The organism is Pseudomonas sp. FG13 (genome assembly GCF_057809755.1).
Map to the genome: position 1 here is coordinate 89,934 of NZ_JBMDKO010000015.1, position 17,876 is coordinate 107,809.

Genomic DNA, 17,876 nt, shown 5'->3' on the forward strand with positions numbered 1-17,876 from the left:
TTCGGCAAAGGAAGTATCGAAATATTGAACTTGCGGCATTGATACCCTTTCCCTACATTCGTGTCCAGACCAAGAAAACATTGCCTGACCGCTTCATCCTCCTTTGCGCGTTTGCGATTCGCTGCCCTTTGATTCAACCACTCTCGCCAACGGAGACGACGGCATGGGCATCAAAGGTTTCGCCTGCAGTTTTGCGCTGATGGGCCTCATCAGCAGTTTTCCGGCTCATGCCGGTAAAGCCAACGACACCCTGGTTTACGCTTCCGACAGCGAGCCTGAAAACATCAGCCCCTATCACAACGATTTACGCGAAGGGGTGATTCTCGGGCGGCTGATCTGGGACAACCTGATCTACCGCGATCCCAAAAGTGGCGACTACAAACCCATGCTGGCCACCAGCTGGAAACAGGTCGACGACACCACCATCGACTTTGAGCTGCGCAAAGGCGTCAAATTTCACAACGGCGACGCCTTCACCGCCGACGACGTGGTGTTCACCCTCAATTACGTGGTGTCGCCCGAAGCGAAAGTCGTTACCGTGCAAAACGTCGACTGGATCAGCAGCGCTGAAAAAACCGGTGACTACAGCGTCCGCCTTCATTTGAAAAAAGCGTTTCCTGCGGCACTGGAATACCTGTCCAACGCCGTACCGATGTACCCCAAAACGTATTTCGAGAAAGTCGGCCTGGCTGAATTCAGTCGCAAGCCGATTGGCACCGGTCCCTATAAAGCGGTGTCAGTCGTGGCGGGCGAAGGCGTGACCATGGCGCTCAATAAGGACTACTTCAAGGACAGCCCACAGGGCCAACCGCACATCGCGCATCTCACGTTTCGGGTTATCCCGGACGCAGAAACCCGTCTGGCCGAGCTGATGACCGGCGGTGTCGACTGGACCTGGCGCGTCGCCCCGGACCAGGCAGTCAATCTCAAGAGCATGCCGAACCTGACCGTGACCAGCGGCGAAACCATGCGCATCGGTTTCCTGATCCTCGATGCTCGTGGCACTTCGACTGAAAACTCACCGATGAAAAACCTTAAGGTGCGTCAGGCCATCAACCACGCCATCAACCGCGAGGCACTGGCCTCGCAGCTGGTGGGCGGCGAAGCCAAACCCTTGCAGGTCGCCTGCTATCCGGGGCAGTTCGGTTGCGACACCACGGCGGCCACGGTCTACAACTATGACCCGGCCAAGGCCAAGGCGCTGCTCGCTGAAGCCGGTTATCCGAATGGCTTCGAGACAGAAATCTTCGCTTACCGCGACCGTGATTACGTAGAGGCGATCATCGGCAACCTGCGCGCCGTGGGTATCAACGCCAAGCTGCGCTACCTGAAATACGCAGCCCTGCGCGATCAGCAACGTGGCGGCAAAATACCGATGTCGTTCCAGGCCTGGGGTTCGTTCTCGATTCTCGACACCTCGGCGTCCGCAGGGACCTGGTTCAAAGGCAACCCGGACGACAACATCAAGGATCCGCAGGTCCAGGGCTGGTTGCAGACCGCCGACAACGCCCTCGACCCGCAAGTGCGCAAGGACAACTACCGCAAGGCGTTGCAGCGCATCAGCGAGCAGGCCTATTGGGCGCCGCTGTTCAATTACTCGATGAACTACGCCTATACCTCCGAGCTGGCGTTCACGCCCTACCCGGATGAGCTACCGCGTTTCGTTCTGTCCAGCTGGAAGTAATCGACAGGTGCCGTGACGCGCAGTCTTAGCCGCGCTACGGCAAGCCCCCACCTATCAGCCTATGGATATGAGGAAACTTGCCATGCTTGGATTCCTTCTGCGCCGTCTAGGTATCGCATTCTGCGTTGCAATTACCGTGTCGGTGATCAGTTTTTCTCTTTTGCATCTGTCCGGCGACCTGGCCACTGCCATTGGCGGGCCGGAGGCCAGCAGCGAACAAATCGAGCAGATCCGCGTGCAGTACGGTTTGGACAAACCGCTGCCGACCCAGTACTTCAACTGGCTGGGCGATTTGCTGCAGTTGGATCTGGGCAACTCTTTTTTCTTTCAGGAGTCGGTCTACAACCTGATCGTCAATCGCCTGCCCATCACCCTCGGCCTGGGGGCGATGGCATTGGGCATTGCGCTGCTGGTGGCGATTCCGCTTGGGGTGCTGGCCGCAGTCAAACGTGACACCTGGATTGACCGCCTGGCATTGAGCATTGCCGTACTGGGGCAGGCGATGCCAAGTTTCTGGTTTGCGCTGATGTTGATCGTGGTGTTCGCGGTGACGCTCAAGTGGCTGCCGGTGTCCGGCAACTCGACCCTGCTGCACTTCGTCATGCCGGCCATTGCCTTGGGCTACTACGCGACGCCGGCAATCATGCGCCTGACCCGCGCAGGCATGCTGGATGTGCTCAGTTCCGATTACATCCGCACCGCCCGCGCCAAGGGTCTGCGCCCGGCCCGCGTGTTGTTCAAGCATGCACTGCGCAACGCCTTGATTCCGGTCGTCGCGCTGGCGGCGGTGGAGTTCGGCTTCATGCTCGGCGGTTCGGTGGTGATCGAAACCGTGTTCTCCCTGCAAGGCATCGGACAACTCGCCTGGGACGCCATCGCCCGTGACGACTTTCCGGTGGTACAGGCCGTGGTCCTGCTGATCGCGGTGATCTACATCATCCTCACCTTGCTGGCCGATGTGCTCAACGCACTGCTCGACCCGCGCATTCGCGTGCGCTAGGAGGCTTCCATGAGCACCCCCACTACCCTCGCGATCAATGACTACCTGCCACCACCGAGCAGCCTGAGCCGAGTCCTTGGCAAGAGCTTTCGTCATCGTGGTTTCGCCATCGGCGCGGTGTTGTTGCTGATCATCTTCGCCGGCGCATTGTTCGCCCCGTGGCTGGCACCTTACGACCCTTATGGGCAAGACGTGATGCTGCGCATGAAGCCGCCGGTATGGATGGCCCAGGGCACCTGGGAACACATCCTCGGCACCGACAAGCTGGGCCGCGATTACCTGTCGCGACTGCTCTATGGCGCACGTATTTCGCTGTTCATCGGCATTTCCGCCGCGCTGATTTCCGGTTTCATCGGCACAGTGATGGGCCTGCTGGCCGGTTACTACGGCGGCAAGGTCGATGCACTCATCAGTTACTTGATCACAACCCGGTTGGCGATGCCGGTGGTGATGGTCGCGCTGGCCTCAGCCTCGCTGATGGGCGGCTCACTGAAAGTGGTCATCGTGCTGCTCGGCTGCCTGTTATGGGATCGCTTCGCGGTGGTGGTCAGGGCCTCGGCGCAACAGATTCGCGATGCCGAATACATCGCTTCGGCCCAAGCCCTGGGTTGCTCGACGTTGCGCATCCTGGCCAGTGAAATCCTGCCCAACCTGATCGGCGCATTGATCGTGGTCGCCACCCTGGAAATGGCCCACGCGATCCTGCTGGAGTCGGCGCTGTCATTCCTCGGGGTTGGCGTGCAACCGCCAACGCCATCCTGGGGCTTGATGATCGCCGAAGGCAAACCCTACATGTTCTTTTCCCCGTGGGTCATCGCCATTCCCGGCGTCGCCCTGATGGTTCTGGTACTGGGCATCAACCTGGTCGGCGACGGCCTGCGTGATCTGATCCTGCCCGACGGCCGTAATTGAAAGGAGTACCGGACATGGCACTACTCCATGTTGAAAACCTGCGCGTGGACATTCCCATGGGCAACAGTCCGACGCCGGATGACATGCTGCATGCCGTGCGCGGTCTGGACTTTGAAGTCGAGCGCGGTGAAATGTTGTGCATCGTCGGCGAATCCGGCTGTGGTAAATCCCTGACCTCGTTGGCGCTGATGGACCTGTTGCCACGCAAGGCTAAACGCAGTGCGTCCCGGCTGACCCTGGACGGCATCGACATACTTGGCCAGAGCGAGCGGCGCATGTGCGACCTGCGCGGCAACCGCCTGGCCATGATCTTCCAGGAACCGATGACCTCGTTGAACCCGGCCTACAGCATTGGCGATCAGCTCAGCGAAGTGCTGACTCAGCATCGCAAAGTGTCACGCAAGGATGCCCTGGTTCGCGCCGCGCAAATGCTGGAGAAAGTCGGCATCAGCAATGCTGCCGAGCGCTTGCGTCAGTATCCGCATCAACTGTCTGGCGGGTTGCGCCAGAGGGTGATCATTGCCATGGCGTTGATGTGCGAACCGGACCTGATCATCGCCGATGAGCCAACCACGGCATTGGACGTGACCATTCAAGCGCAGATATTGCGCTTGATCCGCGACATTCAGAAAGAACTCGGCCTGGCGGTGATCTTCATCACCCACGACCTTGGGCTGGTGGCACGGATCGCCGATCGGGTCGCCGTGATGTACGCCGGGGAAATCGTCGAAACCGCCCCGGCCTTGCAACTGTTCGAGAACCCGCAGCATCCATACACCCGCGGTCTGCTGGCCAGTATTCCAATCCCTGGCCGGACCAAGCCGGGCGAAGCGCTGGGCTCGATTCCAGGCCTGGTGCCAAGCCTGGTAGGCGAACAGCACGGTTGTGCGTTCCGCAATCGCTGCGGCCAGGCGATACCTGCCTGTGCACAACACATCCCCGAAGTCGAGCAGGACGGACACATGGCGCGCTGCCTGTTCGCCGCACCCGCCCCGGCACCGATTCGCCTTCAGGAGAGTGTGAGGTCATGAAAAAAGACATCGCTTTGGAGCTGTGCGACATCCGTCGCGAGTTCCGGATCAACAAGGGCTTTTTCAAACCCGCCGCCACCCTGAAAGCTGTCGACGGCGTGTCCCTGCGTCTGATACGTGGCGAGACCCTCGGTCTGGTAGGCGAGTCCGGTTGTGGAAAAAGTACCCTGGCCAAGATGCTGCTCGGTCTGTTGCCGCCTACCAGCGGCGATGTGCTGGTCAACGGCAAACATCTGGCGGCGACTGATCGCAAGGAAATGTCCCGGCACATCCAGCCGATATTCCAGGACCCGTATTCGTCGCTGAACCCACGCAAGACACTGCGCGAAATCGTTACCCTGCCGCTGATCGTGCATGGCATCGGCACCGCCGCCGAGCGGCGTAAGCGGACCGAAGAGATGCTTGAGGTGGTCGGGCTGCCCAAACGAGTCATCGACAGCTATCCGAGCCAACTGTCCGGCGGCCAGCGGCAACGGGTGGCCATTGCCCGGGCGTTGATCATGCGCCCTGACGTGTTGATCTGCGACGAACCCACCTCCGCGCTGGACGTTTCGGTGCAGGCGCAGATTCTCAACCTGTTGCAAGACCTCAAGCGCGAGCTCGGCCTGACCTATCTATTGATCAGCCATAACCTGGCGGTCATCGAACACCTCGCCGACCGGGTCGCGGTGATGTATCTGGGGCGCATCGTCGAAGAACGCACCCGCGAATCGTTGTTCGCTCACCCCGACCATCCTTATACCCGCGCCTTGCTGGATTCGGTGCTCACGCCCGATCCGCGCCTGGGCATTCCCGATATCGGCCTGCACGGGACTTTTCCCAATCCGATGTCACCGCCGTCCGGCTGCGCGTTCCATCCCCGCTGCCCGAGCTGCTTCGCACCGTGCAAGACGGCCTACCCGGCCAATGATTCGATTATCGGGGGCAACGTGCGTTGCCACCTTCACGACCATCCTGCCCAAACATCGGAGCTTGCCCACTCATGAGTCGTTCATTGGCAATCAGCAACACCACGGAGCAATTCGACAACGGCGCATTTTTCAACCTGCTCGAACGTAGCGTCGCCTTGCACACCGAAAGCCAGGCAATGGACAGCCGGCCTGAGTTGTACCGCTATCTCAGTGACTTCATCACCCCGCATGTCGAGGCGATGGGCTTCAGCGTCAAGATCTACGACAACCCGGTGGCAGAGCGCGGGCCCTTCCTGATCGCCACACGCATTGAGCATCCGGAGCTGCCGACCGTTCTCAGTTACGGCCACGGTGATGTGGTGCGTGGCTATGAAGCGCAATGGCGTGAAGGCCTGTCGCCGTGGCAAGTCACTGTCGAAGGCGATCGCTGGTACGGTCGTGGCACGGCCGATAACAAAGGCCAGCACCTGATCAACCTGACCGCGCTGGAGCAAACACTCAAGGCTCGCGACGGCAAACTGGGTTTCAACGTCAAACTACTGCTGGAAATGGGCGAAGAAGAAGGCTCGCCGGGCTTGAATGCATTCTGTGCAGCGCACAGTGAAGAACTCGCGGCGGATATTTTCATCGCCTCGGACGGCCCGCGCCTGGCAGCATCACGACCGACGATTTTTCTCGGCTCACGCGGGGTGTTCAACTTCGAGCTGGCGGTCCATTTACGCGAAGGTGCGCATCACTCAGGCAACTGGGGCGGGCTGCTGGCCAACCCCGGCATCATTCTGGCCAATGCCATCGCGAGCATGGTCGATGAACACGGTCGGGTGAAAGTGGCGGGGCTGATGCCCGAGACACTGCCGGAGCCGGTTCGGCAGGCACTGGCCGATATTGACGTCGGTGGCGGCCCGGGCGATCCGGAAATCGACGCCAACTGGGGTCATCCGGAGCTCTCGCTGAGCGAAAAGGTATTCGGCTGGAACACCCTCGACGTCATCGCCTTCAAGACCGGCAACCCGGACGCCCCCGTGCATGCGATCCCTGGCAAGGCCAACGCCCACTGCCATATCCGCTTCGTGGTGAACAGCGACTACACGACCTTTATTCCGGCGGTGCGCACCCACCTGGATGCCCATGGTTTCAGCAATGTAGAGGTCAGGCAAAGCCGTATCGATGTGATGCATGCCACTCGGCTGGACCCGCAAAGCCCATGGGTCGATTGGGCGCTCAGCTCCTTGGCACAGACCACCGGCAAAAAACCTGCGCTGCTGCCAAACCTCGGTGGCTCGCTGCCCAACGATGTGTTCGCGGACGTGCTCGGCCTGCCAACATTGTGGGTACCGCACTCGTACCCGGCATGCTCACAACATGCGCCGAACGAGCACTTGCTGGCACCGGTGGTCAAGGAAAGTCTGCAGATCATGGCCGGGCTGTTCTGGGACCTGGGCAACGACGCGGCACGCCTGACTCAGGAACATCTGGCACGGGAGCAGGCGCAATGAGCGCCTCTCCACAACAGGCGCTGGACTGGCTAGCTGACCAGCGCCAAGCCATGGAAGCGCTGCTACAGCGTATCGTCGACACCGACTCCAACAGCTATGACAAAGCGGGCGTCGACGCGGTGGGCGCACTGCTCGCGGCGGAGCTGGAAGCCGACGGCATCCTGCTCAAGCGCATGCCGGTCGATGGTTTTGGCGACGTGATACTCGCCGAGGTGCCAGGCGAATCTGGCAAACCGGTGCTGTTACTGGGCCATCGAGACACGGTATTCCCCAAAGGCACCACCACGACGCGCGGCTACAGCCGCGACGCCAACCACGCCTATGGCCCCGGCGTCGCCGACATGAAAGGCGGCCTGGTGCTCAATTGCTTCGCCCTCATGGCACTCAAGCGCGCCGGTCAGTTGCCCTATCCGGTGCAGGTTCTGTACACCGGTGACGAAGAAATCGGCTCCGGCAGCGCCAGGCCCCATATTGAACGCGCAGCCCGTGCCGCTCGCGCCGTGCTCAATACCGAACCCGGCCGGGCGAGCGGTAACGTGGTCAGCGCACGCAAAGGCGGTGCCACGCTGATCATCGAAGTCAGCGGCCGCGCGGCGCACGCTGGGGTCAACCATGCCGACGGAGCCAGCGCCATCGAGGCCCTGGCGCGCAAGATCGTCAAGCTCCATGCTTTGACCGACTACTCGGCAGGTATCACCACCAACGTTGGCCTGATATCCGGTGGCACGTCCAGCAACACCGTTGCGCCTAGCGCCTCCGCTCGGCTGGACGTACGCTTCATCGAACTCAAGCACTGGGATCAGATCCTGACCGCCATCCTGGCCATCGTCGCAGAGGAAGAACTGATCGGTACCAGCACTATCCTCAAGGAAGCGACGACCTTTCTACCGATGGAAGCCCATCACAGCGAGCGGCTGCTGAACATCTACCAACAAAAGGCGCTGGCGCTGGGTTTCAGCGTCGAAGGCGAGTTCACCGGCGGTTGCGCCGACTCGGGATTCACCGCCAGCCTGGGCATTCCAACCCTGTGTGGCCTCGGGCCGGTGGGTGGCAAGGTCCACACCGATCGCGAATACCTGGAACTGGACACGCTGGTGCCTCGCGCCCAAGCCTTGGTGGCGACTATTCTGGCGGTCGGCGAGAGCTGTTGAGATAACGGGGCGTCGAGATCAAAGTCCAAAGCAAGAACAAGAGCAGGACGCACGTCCAGCCTCTACGTAGCTGAACCACCGCTATCGCGAGCAGGCTCGCTCCCACATGGGCTCACGGGTGTTCACAGCATCTGCACACGACACAAAAAACTGTGGGAGCGAGCCTGCTCGCGATGAGGCCAGCAAGCCCAACATCCATGTGACTCAACCATCGCTATCGCGAGCAGGCTCGCTCCCACATGGACTCACGGGTGTTCACAGCATCTGCACACGACACAAAAAACTGTGGGAGCGAGCTTGCTCGCGATGAGGCCAGCAAGCCCAACATCCATGTGACTCAACCACCGCTATCGCGAGCAGGCTCGCTCCCACAGGATGAAGCTGGTTTCAAGCGTCCCATGGGGCCACGGCGTCAACGTCAATGGCGTAGCGTTCAATGGCCTGGGCACAGACACTGGCGTCCAGACGCCCCTCGTGTACCAGTGAGGTCAGCGCACTCAAGACAATCTGGTGGCGGTCCACTTCGAAGAACCTGCGCAGCTGGTGGCGGGTATCGCTGCGGCCAAACCCGTCGGTGCCGAGCACGGTGTAACGGGCGTCGAGATAACTGGCGATCAACTGGGGCAAGGCGCGCACGTAATCGGTACAGGCAATGATCGGCGCCGAGTCGTCGAGGCATTCTTGAACATGGCTGCATCTGGCCGGTTGTCCGGGATGCAGGCGATTCCAGCGCTCCACTTCCCGCGCATCCCGGGCCAGCTCGGTGAAGCTGGTGACGCTCCAGACCTGACTGTCGATGCTCCAATCGCCGGCCAACAACTCGGCAGCGGCAATGACTTCCCGCAGGACAGTGCCGGAACCCAGCAACTGCACGGTACCGCGGGCATTCGTCACTTCGTGCCGGGCAAATGCATACATGCCCTTGATGATCGCCTGCTCGACACCGTCGGGAAGGTTGGGCTGCGGGTAGTTCTCGTTCATCAAGGTGACGTAGTAAAACTCGTCGACCTGGCGCTCCAGCATCTGGCGCATGCCGTGATCCAGAATCACCGCAAACTCACCGGCGAACGCGGGATCGTAGGCACGACAGTTGGGCACCATCGACGCCATCACGTGACTGTTGCCGTCCTGGTGCTGCAAGCCTTCGCCGCCCAGGGTCGTGCGCCCCGCCGTCGCGCCGAGCAGGAACCCGCGAGCCCGCTGATCCGCCGCGGCCCAGATCAGGTCGCCGATGCGCTGGAAGCCGAACATCGAGTAATAGATGTAGAACGGCAACATCGGCAGGCCATGCACCGAGTAGCTGGTCGCGGCAGCCACCCAGGAACTGATGGCGCCGGCCTCGCTGATGCCCTCTTCGAGAATCTGCCCGTCCAGGGCTTCTCGATAACTCAGGATCGAACCGATGTCCTCCGGCTCATAACGCTGCCCCACGCTGGAGTAGATGCCGATCTGCTTGAACAGGCTGGCCATGCCGAAGGTACGCGCTTCATCCGCCACGATCGGTACGATTCGCGGCCCCAGTCGCTTGTCCCGCAGCAAACCGCTGAGCATGCGCACGAAGGCCATGGTGGTGGACATTTTCTTGCCTTCGGCGGCGAGGGCAAACCCGGCGTAGCTGGCTACATCGGGCACGGCCAATGACTCGCAAGTCGAAGACCGCGTAGGCAGGTAACCGCCCAACGCACGACGGCGTTCATGCAGGTAGCGCATTTCGGCACTGTCGTCGCCCGGCTTGAAGAAGCTCAGCGAGATGGCCTGTTCATCGGTCAACGGCAGGTTGAAACGGTTGCGGAATGCGATCAACGCCTCATTATCGAGTTTCTTCTGCTGATGCACGGTCATCTTGCCCTGCCCGGCGTCGCCCATGCCGAAGCCTTTCTTGGTCTGGGCCAGGATGACCGTAGGCTTCTTGCCCTCGCGCATTGCGCTTTGATACGCGGCAAAGATTTTCACCAGGTCATGACCACCGCGCTTGAGGCGGTCGATCTGCTCGTCGGTCAGGCCTTGGGCCAGATGCGCCAGGGCTTCGTCCTGGCCGAAGAAATGCTCGCGGTTGAAGCGCCCATCCTTGGCCGCGAACGTCTGGAACTGGCCATCGACCGTAGCCGACAATGCCCGCACCAGCGCGCCCTCTTTATCCCGGGCAAACAATCCGTCCCAGTCGGAGCCCCAGACCAGTTTGATGACGTTCCAGCCGGCCCCGCCGAACAGCGACTCCAGCTCATCGATGATGCGACCGTTGCCACGCACCGGACCGTCCAGGCGCTGAAGGTTGCAGTTGACCACCCACACCAGATTATCCAGCCCTTCACGCGCCGCCAGGGTCAGTGCCGACATGCTTTCCGGCTCATCCATTTCACCGTCGCCAAACACCCCCCAGACGGTTCGCCCCGAAGTGTTTTGCAAGCCGCGATGCTCCAGATAACGCATGAACCGCGCCTGGTAGATCGAGCTTATGGGACCGATGCCCATCGAGCCGGTCGGAAATTGCCAGAAGTCCGGCATCAACCACGGATGCGGGTAACTCGACAAACCCCGAGCGCCATTGGCACGTGCGCTGATCTCTTGCCGATAATGTCGTAGATCCTGTTCCTCCAGGCGCCCTTCCAGAAAGGCCCGCGCATAAACGCCCGGTGCCGAGTGTGGCTGGTAAAACACCAGATCACCGCCATGAGTGTCGGTGCGTGCCTTGAAAAAATGGTTGAAACCCACTTCAAACAAATCGGCGGCGCTGGCGTAACTGGCGATGTGACCACCCAGTTCCCCATAGGCCTGGTTGGCCCTGGCGACCATGACCAGCGCGTTCCAGCGCATGATCGACGCCAGTCGCTCTTCCAGCGCCAGGTCGCCTGGAAACACCGGCTGCTGCTCGACGCTGATCGTATTGATATAGGGCGTGCCGTGGCTGGGACGCCAACCGATCTCGGAAGTGCTCGCCACGGTCGCCAGCATGTCGAGGATCTGTTTTGCCCGGACCGTGCCACTGTGGGCGATGACGGACAGCAACGCCTCCTGCCACTCGGCTGTTTCCAGTGCATCTTCATCTGTCTGGCCCGGTAATTGGGTCTGGATATCGGACGGGCTCATGAGCAACTCCTGCAGGTGTCGGGTAACACTTCAAAGTGGTGCGAACGGTTCGCTCGGGCGAGGCTTTTCACCTGCTCTACCGCCGCAATGACCGAACGTTCGGCCGCCCCGTCCGATGCAATCGGGTAGATGCAGGGCTGACCGATGGAAAGGTCGTGCAACAAACGCTCATCCAGTTCACCGAGCACTACAAAACAGTAGTCCTCCGTGGCCATTCGCACTTCAGCGAGCCGGCCAGGTACGGTGCTCACAGCATCGACATGGATCAGCGCAACATTGTCAAAACAGCTGAAACCCTGATGGATCAAGTCAATATGATCACTATCAAGCCCACACGCGATGACCACGATGCGTGTGCAATTTGAAGGCTCGCGCATCCACTTCAGAGCGTGGGTACGACAGTCGGCAGCTTGGCTCATAGGCGTTGCCTTGGTTGCTTGAGGTGATTGATTCACAGGCGAATGGGCGCAGCACTGGCTAAATGACGCCGCGCGCCTGCAACACGCTTTTCGCCAGACTGCGGGTCGTCGAAAGCACGTGTTCTACCTGTTGATCCATCGCTGCGGTGGACGAGGCTATCGCTCCCAGTTCGATGACGCGCAACGTGTGACCGAGCACGGACCCCAGCCAGGTCAGGCCGGGTACCGCGCCGACTTCGACATCCAGCAAAAAACTGCCGTGGGAGACGGAGCGCAACAATTGACTGGCATCACAGGTGGGGTTCCCAGCGGATTGCTCCGGACCAGATCCGACCCGCAGCCAGTCGAGCATCAACGCCTCGGATTGCTTGACGGCTAGATAAGCCACCTGATCCCAGTCATCTATCGCCACGTGCAGCTTGTCGATCATGTATTTGGGAAACGCGGCGCTGGTAACGATGACCACTCCGGCATCCGCCGAAGGTTCCTTGATCCAGACTGCGGATTGCGATAACGCATGCATGGCGGTACTCCCGGCGCGTGGTAGGAGCTGCTTGCTCCGGGCGGCGATGAGGCCGTGACAGTCCACATGGATGCCGACTCACCCCACCGCTTCCTGAGCAAACTCGCTTCTACAGGTCATTGGCGTTAATCAACCGTTGCGGAACAGGAAACTGTAGGCGTTCAGCGCAGGTGCCCCGCCCAGGTGTGCGTAAAGCACTTTCGAGCCTTCGGGGAATTCGCCACGGCGGACCATTTCAATCATCCCGTGCATGGATTTGCCTTCATACACGGGGTCGGTCAACACACCTTCCAGGCGGCCGCACAGACGAATGGCTTCCAGCGTACCTTCGTTGGGCAAACCATATTCCGGGTAGGCGAAGCGGGTATCGAGCACCACGTCGTCTTCGGTGATCTCGCGCCCCAGTTCCACCAACTCAGCGGTGTGCCGGGCGATACGCAGTATCTGTGCCTTGGTTTGCGCTGGCTTGGCCGAGGCATCAATGCCGATAACCTTCTTCGAACGGCCATCCGCGGCGAAACCGACGACCATGCCGGCCTGAGTACTGCCGGTCACGGAGCAGACCACGATGTAGTCGAACTTGAACCCCAGTTGTTTTTCCTGCTCCCGCACTTCCTCGGCAAAACCGACGAACCCGAGGCCCCCGTAGGGATGTTCGGAACAACCCGCCGGTATCGGGAACGGCTTGCCGCCCTGCTCCACCACGTCGCTCATGGCCTTCTCCCAGCTGGGCCGGATGCCGATGTCGAACCCGGCGGCGTCCAGTCGTACATCCGCGCCCATGATGCGAGACATCTCGATGTTGCCAACGCGGTCATACACCGCATCGGAGTAGTTCACCCAGTTCTCCTGAACCAGCACGCACTTCATGCCCAGATGCGCGGCGACGGCCGCGACCTGGCGGGTCTGGTTCGACTGGATCCCGCCGATGGACACCAGGGTGTCGCAACCCTGTTCGAGTGCTTCGGGAATCAGGTATTCGAGCTTGCGCGTCTTGTTGCCACCGAAGGCCAGGCCACTGTTGCAGTCTTCACGTTTGGCATACAGATCGACCTTGCCGCCCAGGTGTTCGCTGAGACGTTTCAAGGGCGTGATGGGAGAAGGACCGAAGGTCAGCGGATAACGTTTGAAACGATTCAGGTTCATGACTCTGCTCCTTGTTTATTGAATATCCAAGCGCCAGACCGAAAGGCAAAAGGCTGCGTTCCAGGTTCTTTCAGAGGGGCTTCGACACGTTCAATATTAAGAACAAAGCCAAAAATATGTGTTGCAAGTTTTAATCAATTAAAGAAACATAAATTATCAGTTACCACTTAAAACATATTTTTATTGTGTAGAAACAAACATGAACGCAACAAATCATCACAAGAAACCCGCCACCCCAGGTGCGGAGCCGCACCCGCTGGACCGGACCGACCGCGCCATTCTCAAGACCCTGCAGCGAGACGCCTCTATCTCTAATGTGGCGCTCGCCGAGAAGGTGAAACTGAGCGCGCCGGCCTGCCTGCGACGCGTCGAACGCCTCAAGCAGGCGGGCCTGATCAAGGGCATTGTCGCGTTGCTGGACAATCAAGCGCTCGATGCAGGGATGGTGGTGTTGATCGGCGTGGTGCTGGACCGCTCGACGCCGGAATCTTTCGCCGCCTTCGAAGCCGCGGCGCAAAAGGTGTTCGGCTGCATGGAATGCCATGTGGTGACGGGGGAATTCGACTACTTCATGTTGATACGAACCAAGGACAGCAACAGTTTCAACCGGCTCCATGCGGAGCAATTGCTTTACCTGCCCGGGGTTCGTCAGATTCGCTCGTTCATGGGGTTGCGCCAGGTCTTGTCGACAACCCACATCCCCCTTTGAAGCTCAATTTAAATTGATGCAGATCAAACCTGGCACTTCGATGTGCTGTACGTTAAAAACCAGAACCCGCTAATCAGTACCGGAGATTCTCCATGTTCTGGTTTCGCCATCGTCAACCAGCGTTCCTACGCCTCGCCATCGTGCTGTGGGTGTTAGCGTTTGGTCTCGCGGCGGCCCAGGGGTGTCTGGTTCAGCCCAGCCACAATCCGGCGACAACTCATGCCTCGTTGAACACCGCGCAAGATGACGATGGCCACGAAGCCCATGCCGTCGGTTGCCTTCAGCACTGCGCCGATGCGGCGATAGCGGTAAGCCCTTCGCTCCCTTTTCAAATACTTGATCTGTTCAGTTGGCCCCTTCTGTTCCTGATCCCTGCGCTGCTGATTTTTTATCCCGCCACCCCCTCCGCTTTTGCCTTTCTTGCATTACGGCGTCCTGTACCCGCCAGCCCGCCTGTCCGTCTGATTTTCGTGCGCTTGAACGATTAATCCGACCCTCTGCGCGCCGATCTGCGGCGCACTGTCTGACTGCGCCAGCCCGGCGCGGCTCGGTATTACCTGAGTTGTCCTCATCCTTTGGAGATTGCCATGCATGCCTCATTGAAACTTATCCTCGCCACCCTGCTCGTGAGCAGCCCACTCATGGCCTCGGCGGTCGAGCAGACGCCGACCGCGCCCGCCCAGACAAGCGAAGCCACTGAGGCAACGCGAAACAATGTCATGACCGAGCATATGCAGAAAATGCAGGCTGCCTACGACAAGGCAGCCGCCGCCAAGACCCCTGCCGAGCGCCGCGCCGCCATGCAGGAGAGCATGAAGACGATGAAGGACAGCATGGCCATGCTGCATGAGAACTGTAATGGCATGGGCATGGGCATGGGCAAAGCCGGCAATCAGGACGGCATGGGGAGGGGAATGATGAACATGATGATGAAAATGATGGATCAGCAATCGAGCATGATGAAAATGCCGATGGGCAAGTGACGCGCACAAGCCTGTAGACGATGCATGTCGGTTTACCTTTGCCAATACGCCAAGGTTAAACCGACGCCCATCGACCAAACGACGTATCACCCACAGCGCGTTTCTCGGGAGTACAGAACCATGACGGACTCACCACCTTCTGCTGACACCTCTCCTACATTCTGGAGGAGCAGACCTGGCATAGCGCTCGGTATGTTGCTGGTGATCGTGCTGTTCTATCTGGCAAGAGAACACTACGGCCATGTGCTGGGTTTACTGCCTTACATGATTTTGCTGCTGTGCCCGCTGATGCATGTTTTCGGACATCACCATGGTGGCCACAATCATCACGGCGACACCTCAACCTCAATCAAGGATGCGAACAGGAGGTAGCTCATGAACACCCCTGAGGTTGCTCCAGAGCACGGCCCGATGCAGAACACTGGCCCCCAACTCATCGGCGCCCATGATCCGGTATGTGGCATGCCCGTCAGTCACGACAGCCCGTTCAGCACGGAATATGAGGGGCAGAACTACCGGTTCTGCAGTCAGAAATGCCAAGCGACCTTCCGGGCAGCGCCCGAGCGTTATCGAATAGCTCAAGTGAATATCGAACACGTCCACCAGGCAGCAGCAGAACCGTTAACGGATGCCGCTGAATACACATGCCCCATGCATCCGGAAATTCGACAGATCGGCCCCGGCGTCTGCCCCAAGTGCGGCATGACCTTGGAGCCGGTGATTCCCGAACTGGAGGAAGAGGAGAACCCGGAACTCAAGGACTTCACCCAGCGCTTTTGGTGGACATTGCCACTGACAATAATCGTCACCGTCTTGGCCATGGGCGGCCATGCCTGGGTGCTGTTTCACGGCCCCACGCAAAACTGGATCGAGTTCGGACTGGCCGCCCCCGTGGTGCTTTGGGCGGGCTGGCCGTTTTACGTGCGCGGTGTGCGCTCGGTGATTCAGCGAAGTCCGAACATGTGGACGCTGATCGCCCTCGGCACGGCGGCGGCCTTCCTTTACAGCGTCGTGGCCACCCTGGCCCCCGAGGTATTCCCCAGCAACTTCATGATGGACGGCCGCATCGGAGTGTACTTCGAAGCGGCGGCGGTGATCATCTCACTGACCCTTCTCGGCCAGATGCTCGAGCTCAGGGCTCGCTCGCAAACCTCGGCTGCCATCAAGTCGCTGCTTGGACTGGCGCCAAAGACTGCCCGTCGGATCAATGCCGACGGCACGGAAGAAGACATCCCACTGACGCACGTACACAGTGGCGACACATTACGTGTGCGCCCTGGCGAAAAAGTGCCTGTCGATGGCCAGGTGTTGCAAGGCGAAAGCGCTGTGGATGAGTCGATGCTTACCGGCGAACCCATACCGATAATGAAGCGGGCCGGCGACGCGCTGATCGGCGCCACCCTCAACATCCACGGCAGTCTGGTGATGCAGGCACAGAAGATAGGGTCGGCGACCCTGCTCGCACAGATTGTGCAGATGGTGGTGCAGGCACAACGCTCAAAAGCGCCGATGCAACGGCTGGCAGACGTGATTGCCAGCTACTTCGTGATGGTGGTGATTAGTATCGCCGCGCTGACTCTTCTCGGTTGGGGGCTGTGGGGGCCCGAGCCGAGTTGGGTGTTCGGGCTGATCAACGCTGTCGCGGTCATGATCATCGCCTGTCCGTGCGCCCTTGGCCTGGCGACACCGATGTCCGTCATGGTCGCCACCGGGAAAGCCGCTGGCAGCGGCGTATTGTTTCGCGATGCCGCGTCCATCGAAAACCTGCGCAAGATAGACACCCTGATAGTCGACAAAACCGGCACCCTCACTGAGGGTCGACCAGCGTTCCATAGCGTCGAAGCCGTATCCGGTTTTACTCAGGATGAAGTGCTGCGCCTGGCCGCCAGCCTGGATCAGGGCAGTGAGCATCCATTGGCCCACGCCATCGTCGAACAGGCTCGTGCCGCTGGGCTGCAACTGGCAACACCTGAAACCTTCGAGTCAGCCTCGGGCATTGGTGTAAGTGGTCAGGTCGAGGGGCGGCGCCTGATGCTGGGCAATACCGCGTTGATGCAGGACGCGGGCGTTTCCACCGAGAGTTTGCACGTGCATGCCGAAAAGCTGCGCGACGACGGTACGAGCATCATGTACCTGGCAGTCAATGGTGCCCTGGCGGGTTTGCTGGCGGTTGCCGACCCCATCAAACCCACCACGAAGCTGGCCGTCGAGCGTTTGCAGGCGGATGGCGTCAAGGTCATCATGGCCACGGGTGACGGTCTTACGACGGCTCTCTCGGTCGCTCGCCAGTTGGGCATCGAGGAGGTGCATGGCGAGGTCAAGCCGCAAGATAAAGAACGTCTGGTGGCCGCTCTGCAACAAGCCGGACACCGCGTGGCGATGGCCGGCGACGGCATCAATGACGCCCCCGCATTGGCTCGCGCGGATGTCGGTATCGCCATGGGCACTGGCACTGACGTGGCGATGAACAGCGCTCAGGTCACCCTGGTGAAGGGCGATCTGCTCGGTATCCTGCGTGCCCGCAGCCTGTCAGTAGCAACGGTGAGAAACATGCACCAGAACCTGACCTTCGCCTTCCTTTACAACGCCATGGGCATCCCACTCGCCGCCGGCTTGTTCTTCCCGCTTACCGGCCACCTCCTGTCACCACTCGTTGCCGCACTGGCCATGAGCGTGAGCTCGGCGTCGGTGGTATTCAACGCCTTGCGTCTGCGGCAGGCTTCCATTGATTGAGTGAAAGCCCCCCCTTGACCTTGCCATGGCGGCAAGGTTGAGGATAAGCCAGCGTCGCAGAAAAGCCTCATGCGTCTGTCTTTCCATGATC

The 17,876-nt window shown here is 60.1% G+C and carries 16 protein-coding genes; 12 read left to right on the forward strand and 4 right to left on the reverse strand.

The features are described from left to right. The first annotated feature begins 163 nt into the window (after positions 1-163). The 7 genes from ACODTO_RS14605 (at position 164) to ACODTO_RS14635 (ending at position 8,185) form a co-directional block, all read left to right on the forward strand. Positions 164-1,684, forward strand: a complete 1,521-nt coding sequence (locus tag ACODTO_RS14605; RefSeq protein ID WP_489106630.1) for an ABC transporter substrate-binding protein — start codon at positions 164-166, stop codon at positions 1,682-1,684. A gap of 82 nt (positions 1,685-1,766) precedes the next feature. Next, positions 1,767-2,684: an ABC transporter permease gene (locus ACODTO_RS14610; RefSeq protein WP_139648140.1), complete on the forward strand. Its 918-nt coding sequence runs from the start codon at positions 1,767-1,769 to the stop codon at positions 2,682-2,684. A gap of 9 nt (positions 2,685-2,693) precedes the next feature. Next, positions 2,694-3,596, forward strand: coding sequence for an ABC transporter permease (locus tag ACODTO_RS14615; protein WP_489106631.1), 903 nt, complete (start codon positions 2,694-2,696; stop codon positions 3,594-3,596). Positions 3,597-3,610: 14 nt separating this feature from the next. After that, positions 3,611-4,627, forward strand: coding sequence for an ABC transporter ATP-binding protein (locus ACODTO_RS14620; protein ID WP_489106632.1), 1,017 nt, complete (start codon positions 3,611-3,613; stop codon positions 4,625-4,627). Beyond that, complete coding sequence (locus ACODTO_RS14625; RefSeq protein ID WP_489106633.1) at positions 4,624-5,613, forward strand: ABC transporter ATP-binding protein; 990 nt, start codon at positions 4,624-4,626, stop codon at positions 5,611-5,613. Before ACODTO_RS14620 ends, ACODTO_RS14625 begins: the two co-directional genes overlap by 4 nt. Next, the gene (locus ACODTO_RS14630; protein ID WP_489106634.1) at positions 5,610-7,034 is read left to right on the forward strand and encodes a M20 family metallopeptidase; all 1,425 of its coding nucleotides are present in this window, start codon (positions 5,610-5,612) and stop codon (positions 7,032-7,034) included. The genes ACODTO_RS14625 and ACODTO_RS14630 overlap by 4 nt, the downstream gene beginning before the upstream one ends. Next, positions 7,031-8,185 (forward strand): M20 family metallopeptidase, encoded by a 1,155-nt coding sequence (locus ACODTO_RS14635; RefSeq protein ID WP_489106635.1) that lies wholly within the window; start codon positions 7,031-7,033, stop codon positions 8,183-8,185. Before ACODTO_RS14630 ends, ACODTO_RS14635 begins: the two co-directional genes overlap by 4 nt. Before the next feature lie 387 nt (positions 8,186-8,572). Here the strand turns inward: ACODTO_RS14635 and mdeB are convergent, their stop codons facing one another. The 4 genes from mdeB to ACODTO_RS14655 all read right to left on the reverse strand — a co-directional run bounded on the left by mdeB (position 8,573) and on the right by ACODTO_RS14655 (position 13,360). Continuing rightward, a complete protein-coding gene (mdeB, locus tag ACODTO_RS14640) occupies positions 8,573-11,272 on the reverse strand; it encodes an alpha-ketoglutarate dehydrogenase (protein ID WP_489106636.1) in 2,700 nt (899 codons plus the stop codon). Continuing rightward, a complete protein-coding gene (locus ACODTO_RS14645) occupies positions 11,269-11,691 on the reverse strand; it encodes a hypothetical protein (RefSeq protein ID WP_489106637.1) in 423 nt (140 codons plus the stop codon). Before ACODTO_RS14645 ends, mdeB begins: the two co-directional genes overlap by 4 nt. A 58-nt stretch (positions 11,692-11,749) precedes the next feature. Continuing rightward, entirely contained in the window at positions 11,750-12,214 is a 465-nt protein-coding gene (locus tag ACODTO_RS14650; protein WP_489106638.1) for a transketolase, read from the reverse strand. A 129-nt stretch (positions 12,215-12,343) separates the two neighbouring features. Beyond that, entirely contained in the window at positions 12,344-13,360 is a 1,017-nt protein-coding gene (locus ACODTO_RS14655; protein ID WP_489106639.1) for a 1-aminocyclopropane-1-carboxylate deaminase, read from the reverse strand. Positions 13,361-13,559: 199 nt separating this feature from the next. Here ACODTO_RS14655 and ACODTO_RS14660 point away from each other — a divergent pair, with 199 nt between their 5' ends. The 5 genes from ACODTO_RS14660 (at position 13,560) to ACODTO_RS14680 (ending at position 17,785) form a co-directional block, all read left to right on the forward strand. Then, positions 13,560-14,069 carry an Lrp/AsnC family transcriptional regulator gene (locus tag ACODTO_RS14660; protein WP_489106640.1) on the forward strand — a complete coding sequence of 170 codons (510 nt, stop codon included), beginning with the start codon at positions 13,560-13,562 and terminating at the stop codon, positions 14,067-14,069. Between the two features lie 92 nt (positions 14,070-14,161). Next, the gene (locus ACODTO_RS14665) at positions 14,162-14,557 is read left to right on the forward strand and encodes a hypothetical protein (RefSeq protein WP_432780164.1); all 396 of its coding nucleotides are present in this window, start codon (positions 14,162-14,164) and stop codon (positions 14,555-14,557) included. A 99-nt stretch (positions 14,558-14,656) separates the two neighbouring features. Beyond that, positions 14,657-15,052, forward strand: a complete 396-nt coding sequence (locus ACODTO_RS14670) for a hypothetical protein (RefSeq protein WP_489106641.1) — start codon at positions 14,657-14,659, stop codon at positions 15,050-15,052. A gap of 192 nt (positions 15,053-15,244) precedes the next feature. Beyond that, positions 15,245-15,424, forward strand: a complete 180-nt coding sequence (locus ACODTO_RS14675; RefSeq protein ID WP_373682513.1) for a DUF2933 domain-containing protein — start codon at positions 15,245-15,247, stop codon at positions 15,422-15,424. Between the two features lie 90 nt (positions 15,425-15,514). Next, positions 15,515-17,785 (forward strand): heavy metal translocating P-type ATPase, encoded by a 2,271-nt coding sequence (locus tag ACODTO_RS14680; RefSeq protein ID WP_489106657.1) that lies wholly within the window; start codon positions 15,515-15,517, stop codon positions 17,783-17,785. Positions 17,786-17,876 lie beyond the last annotated feature (91 nt).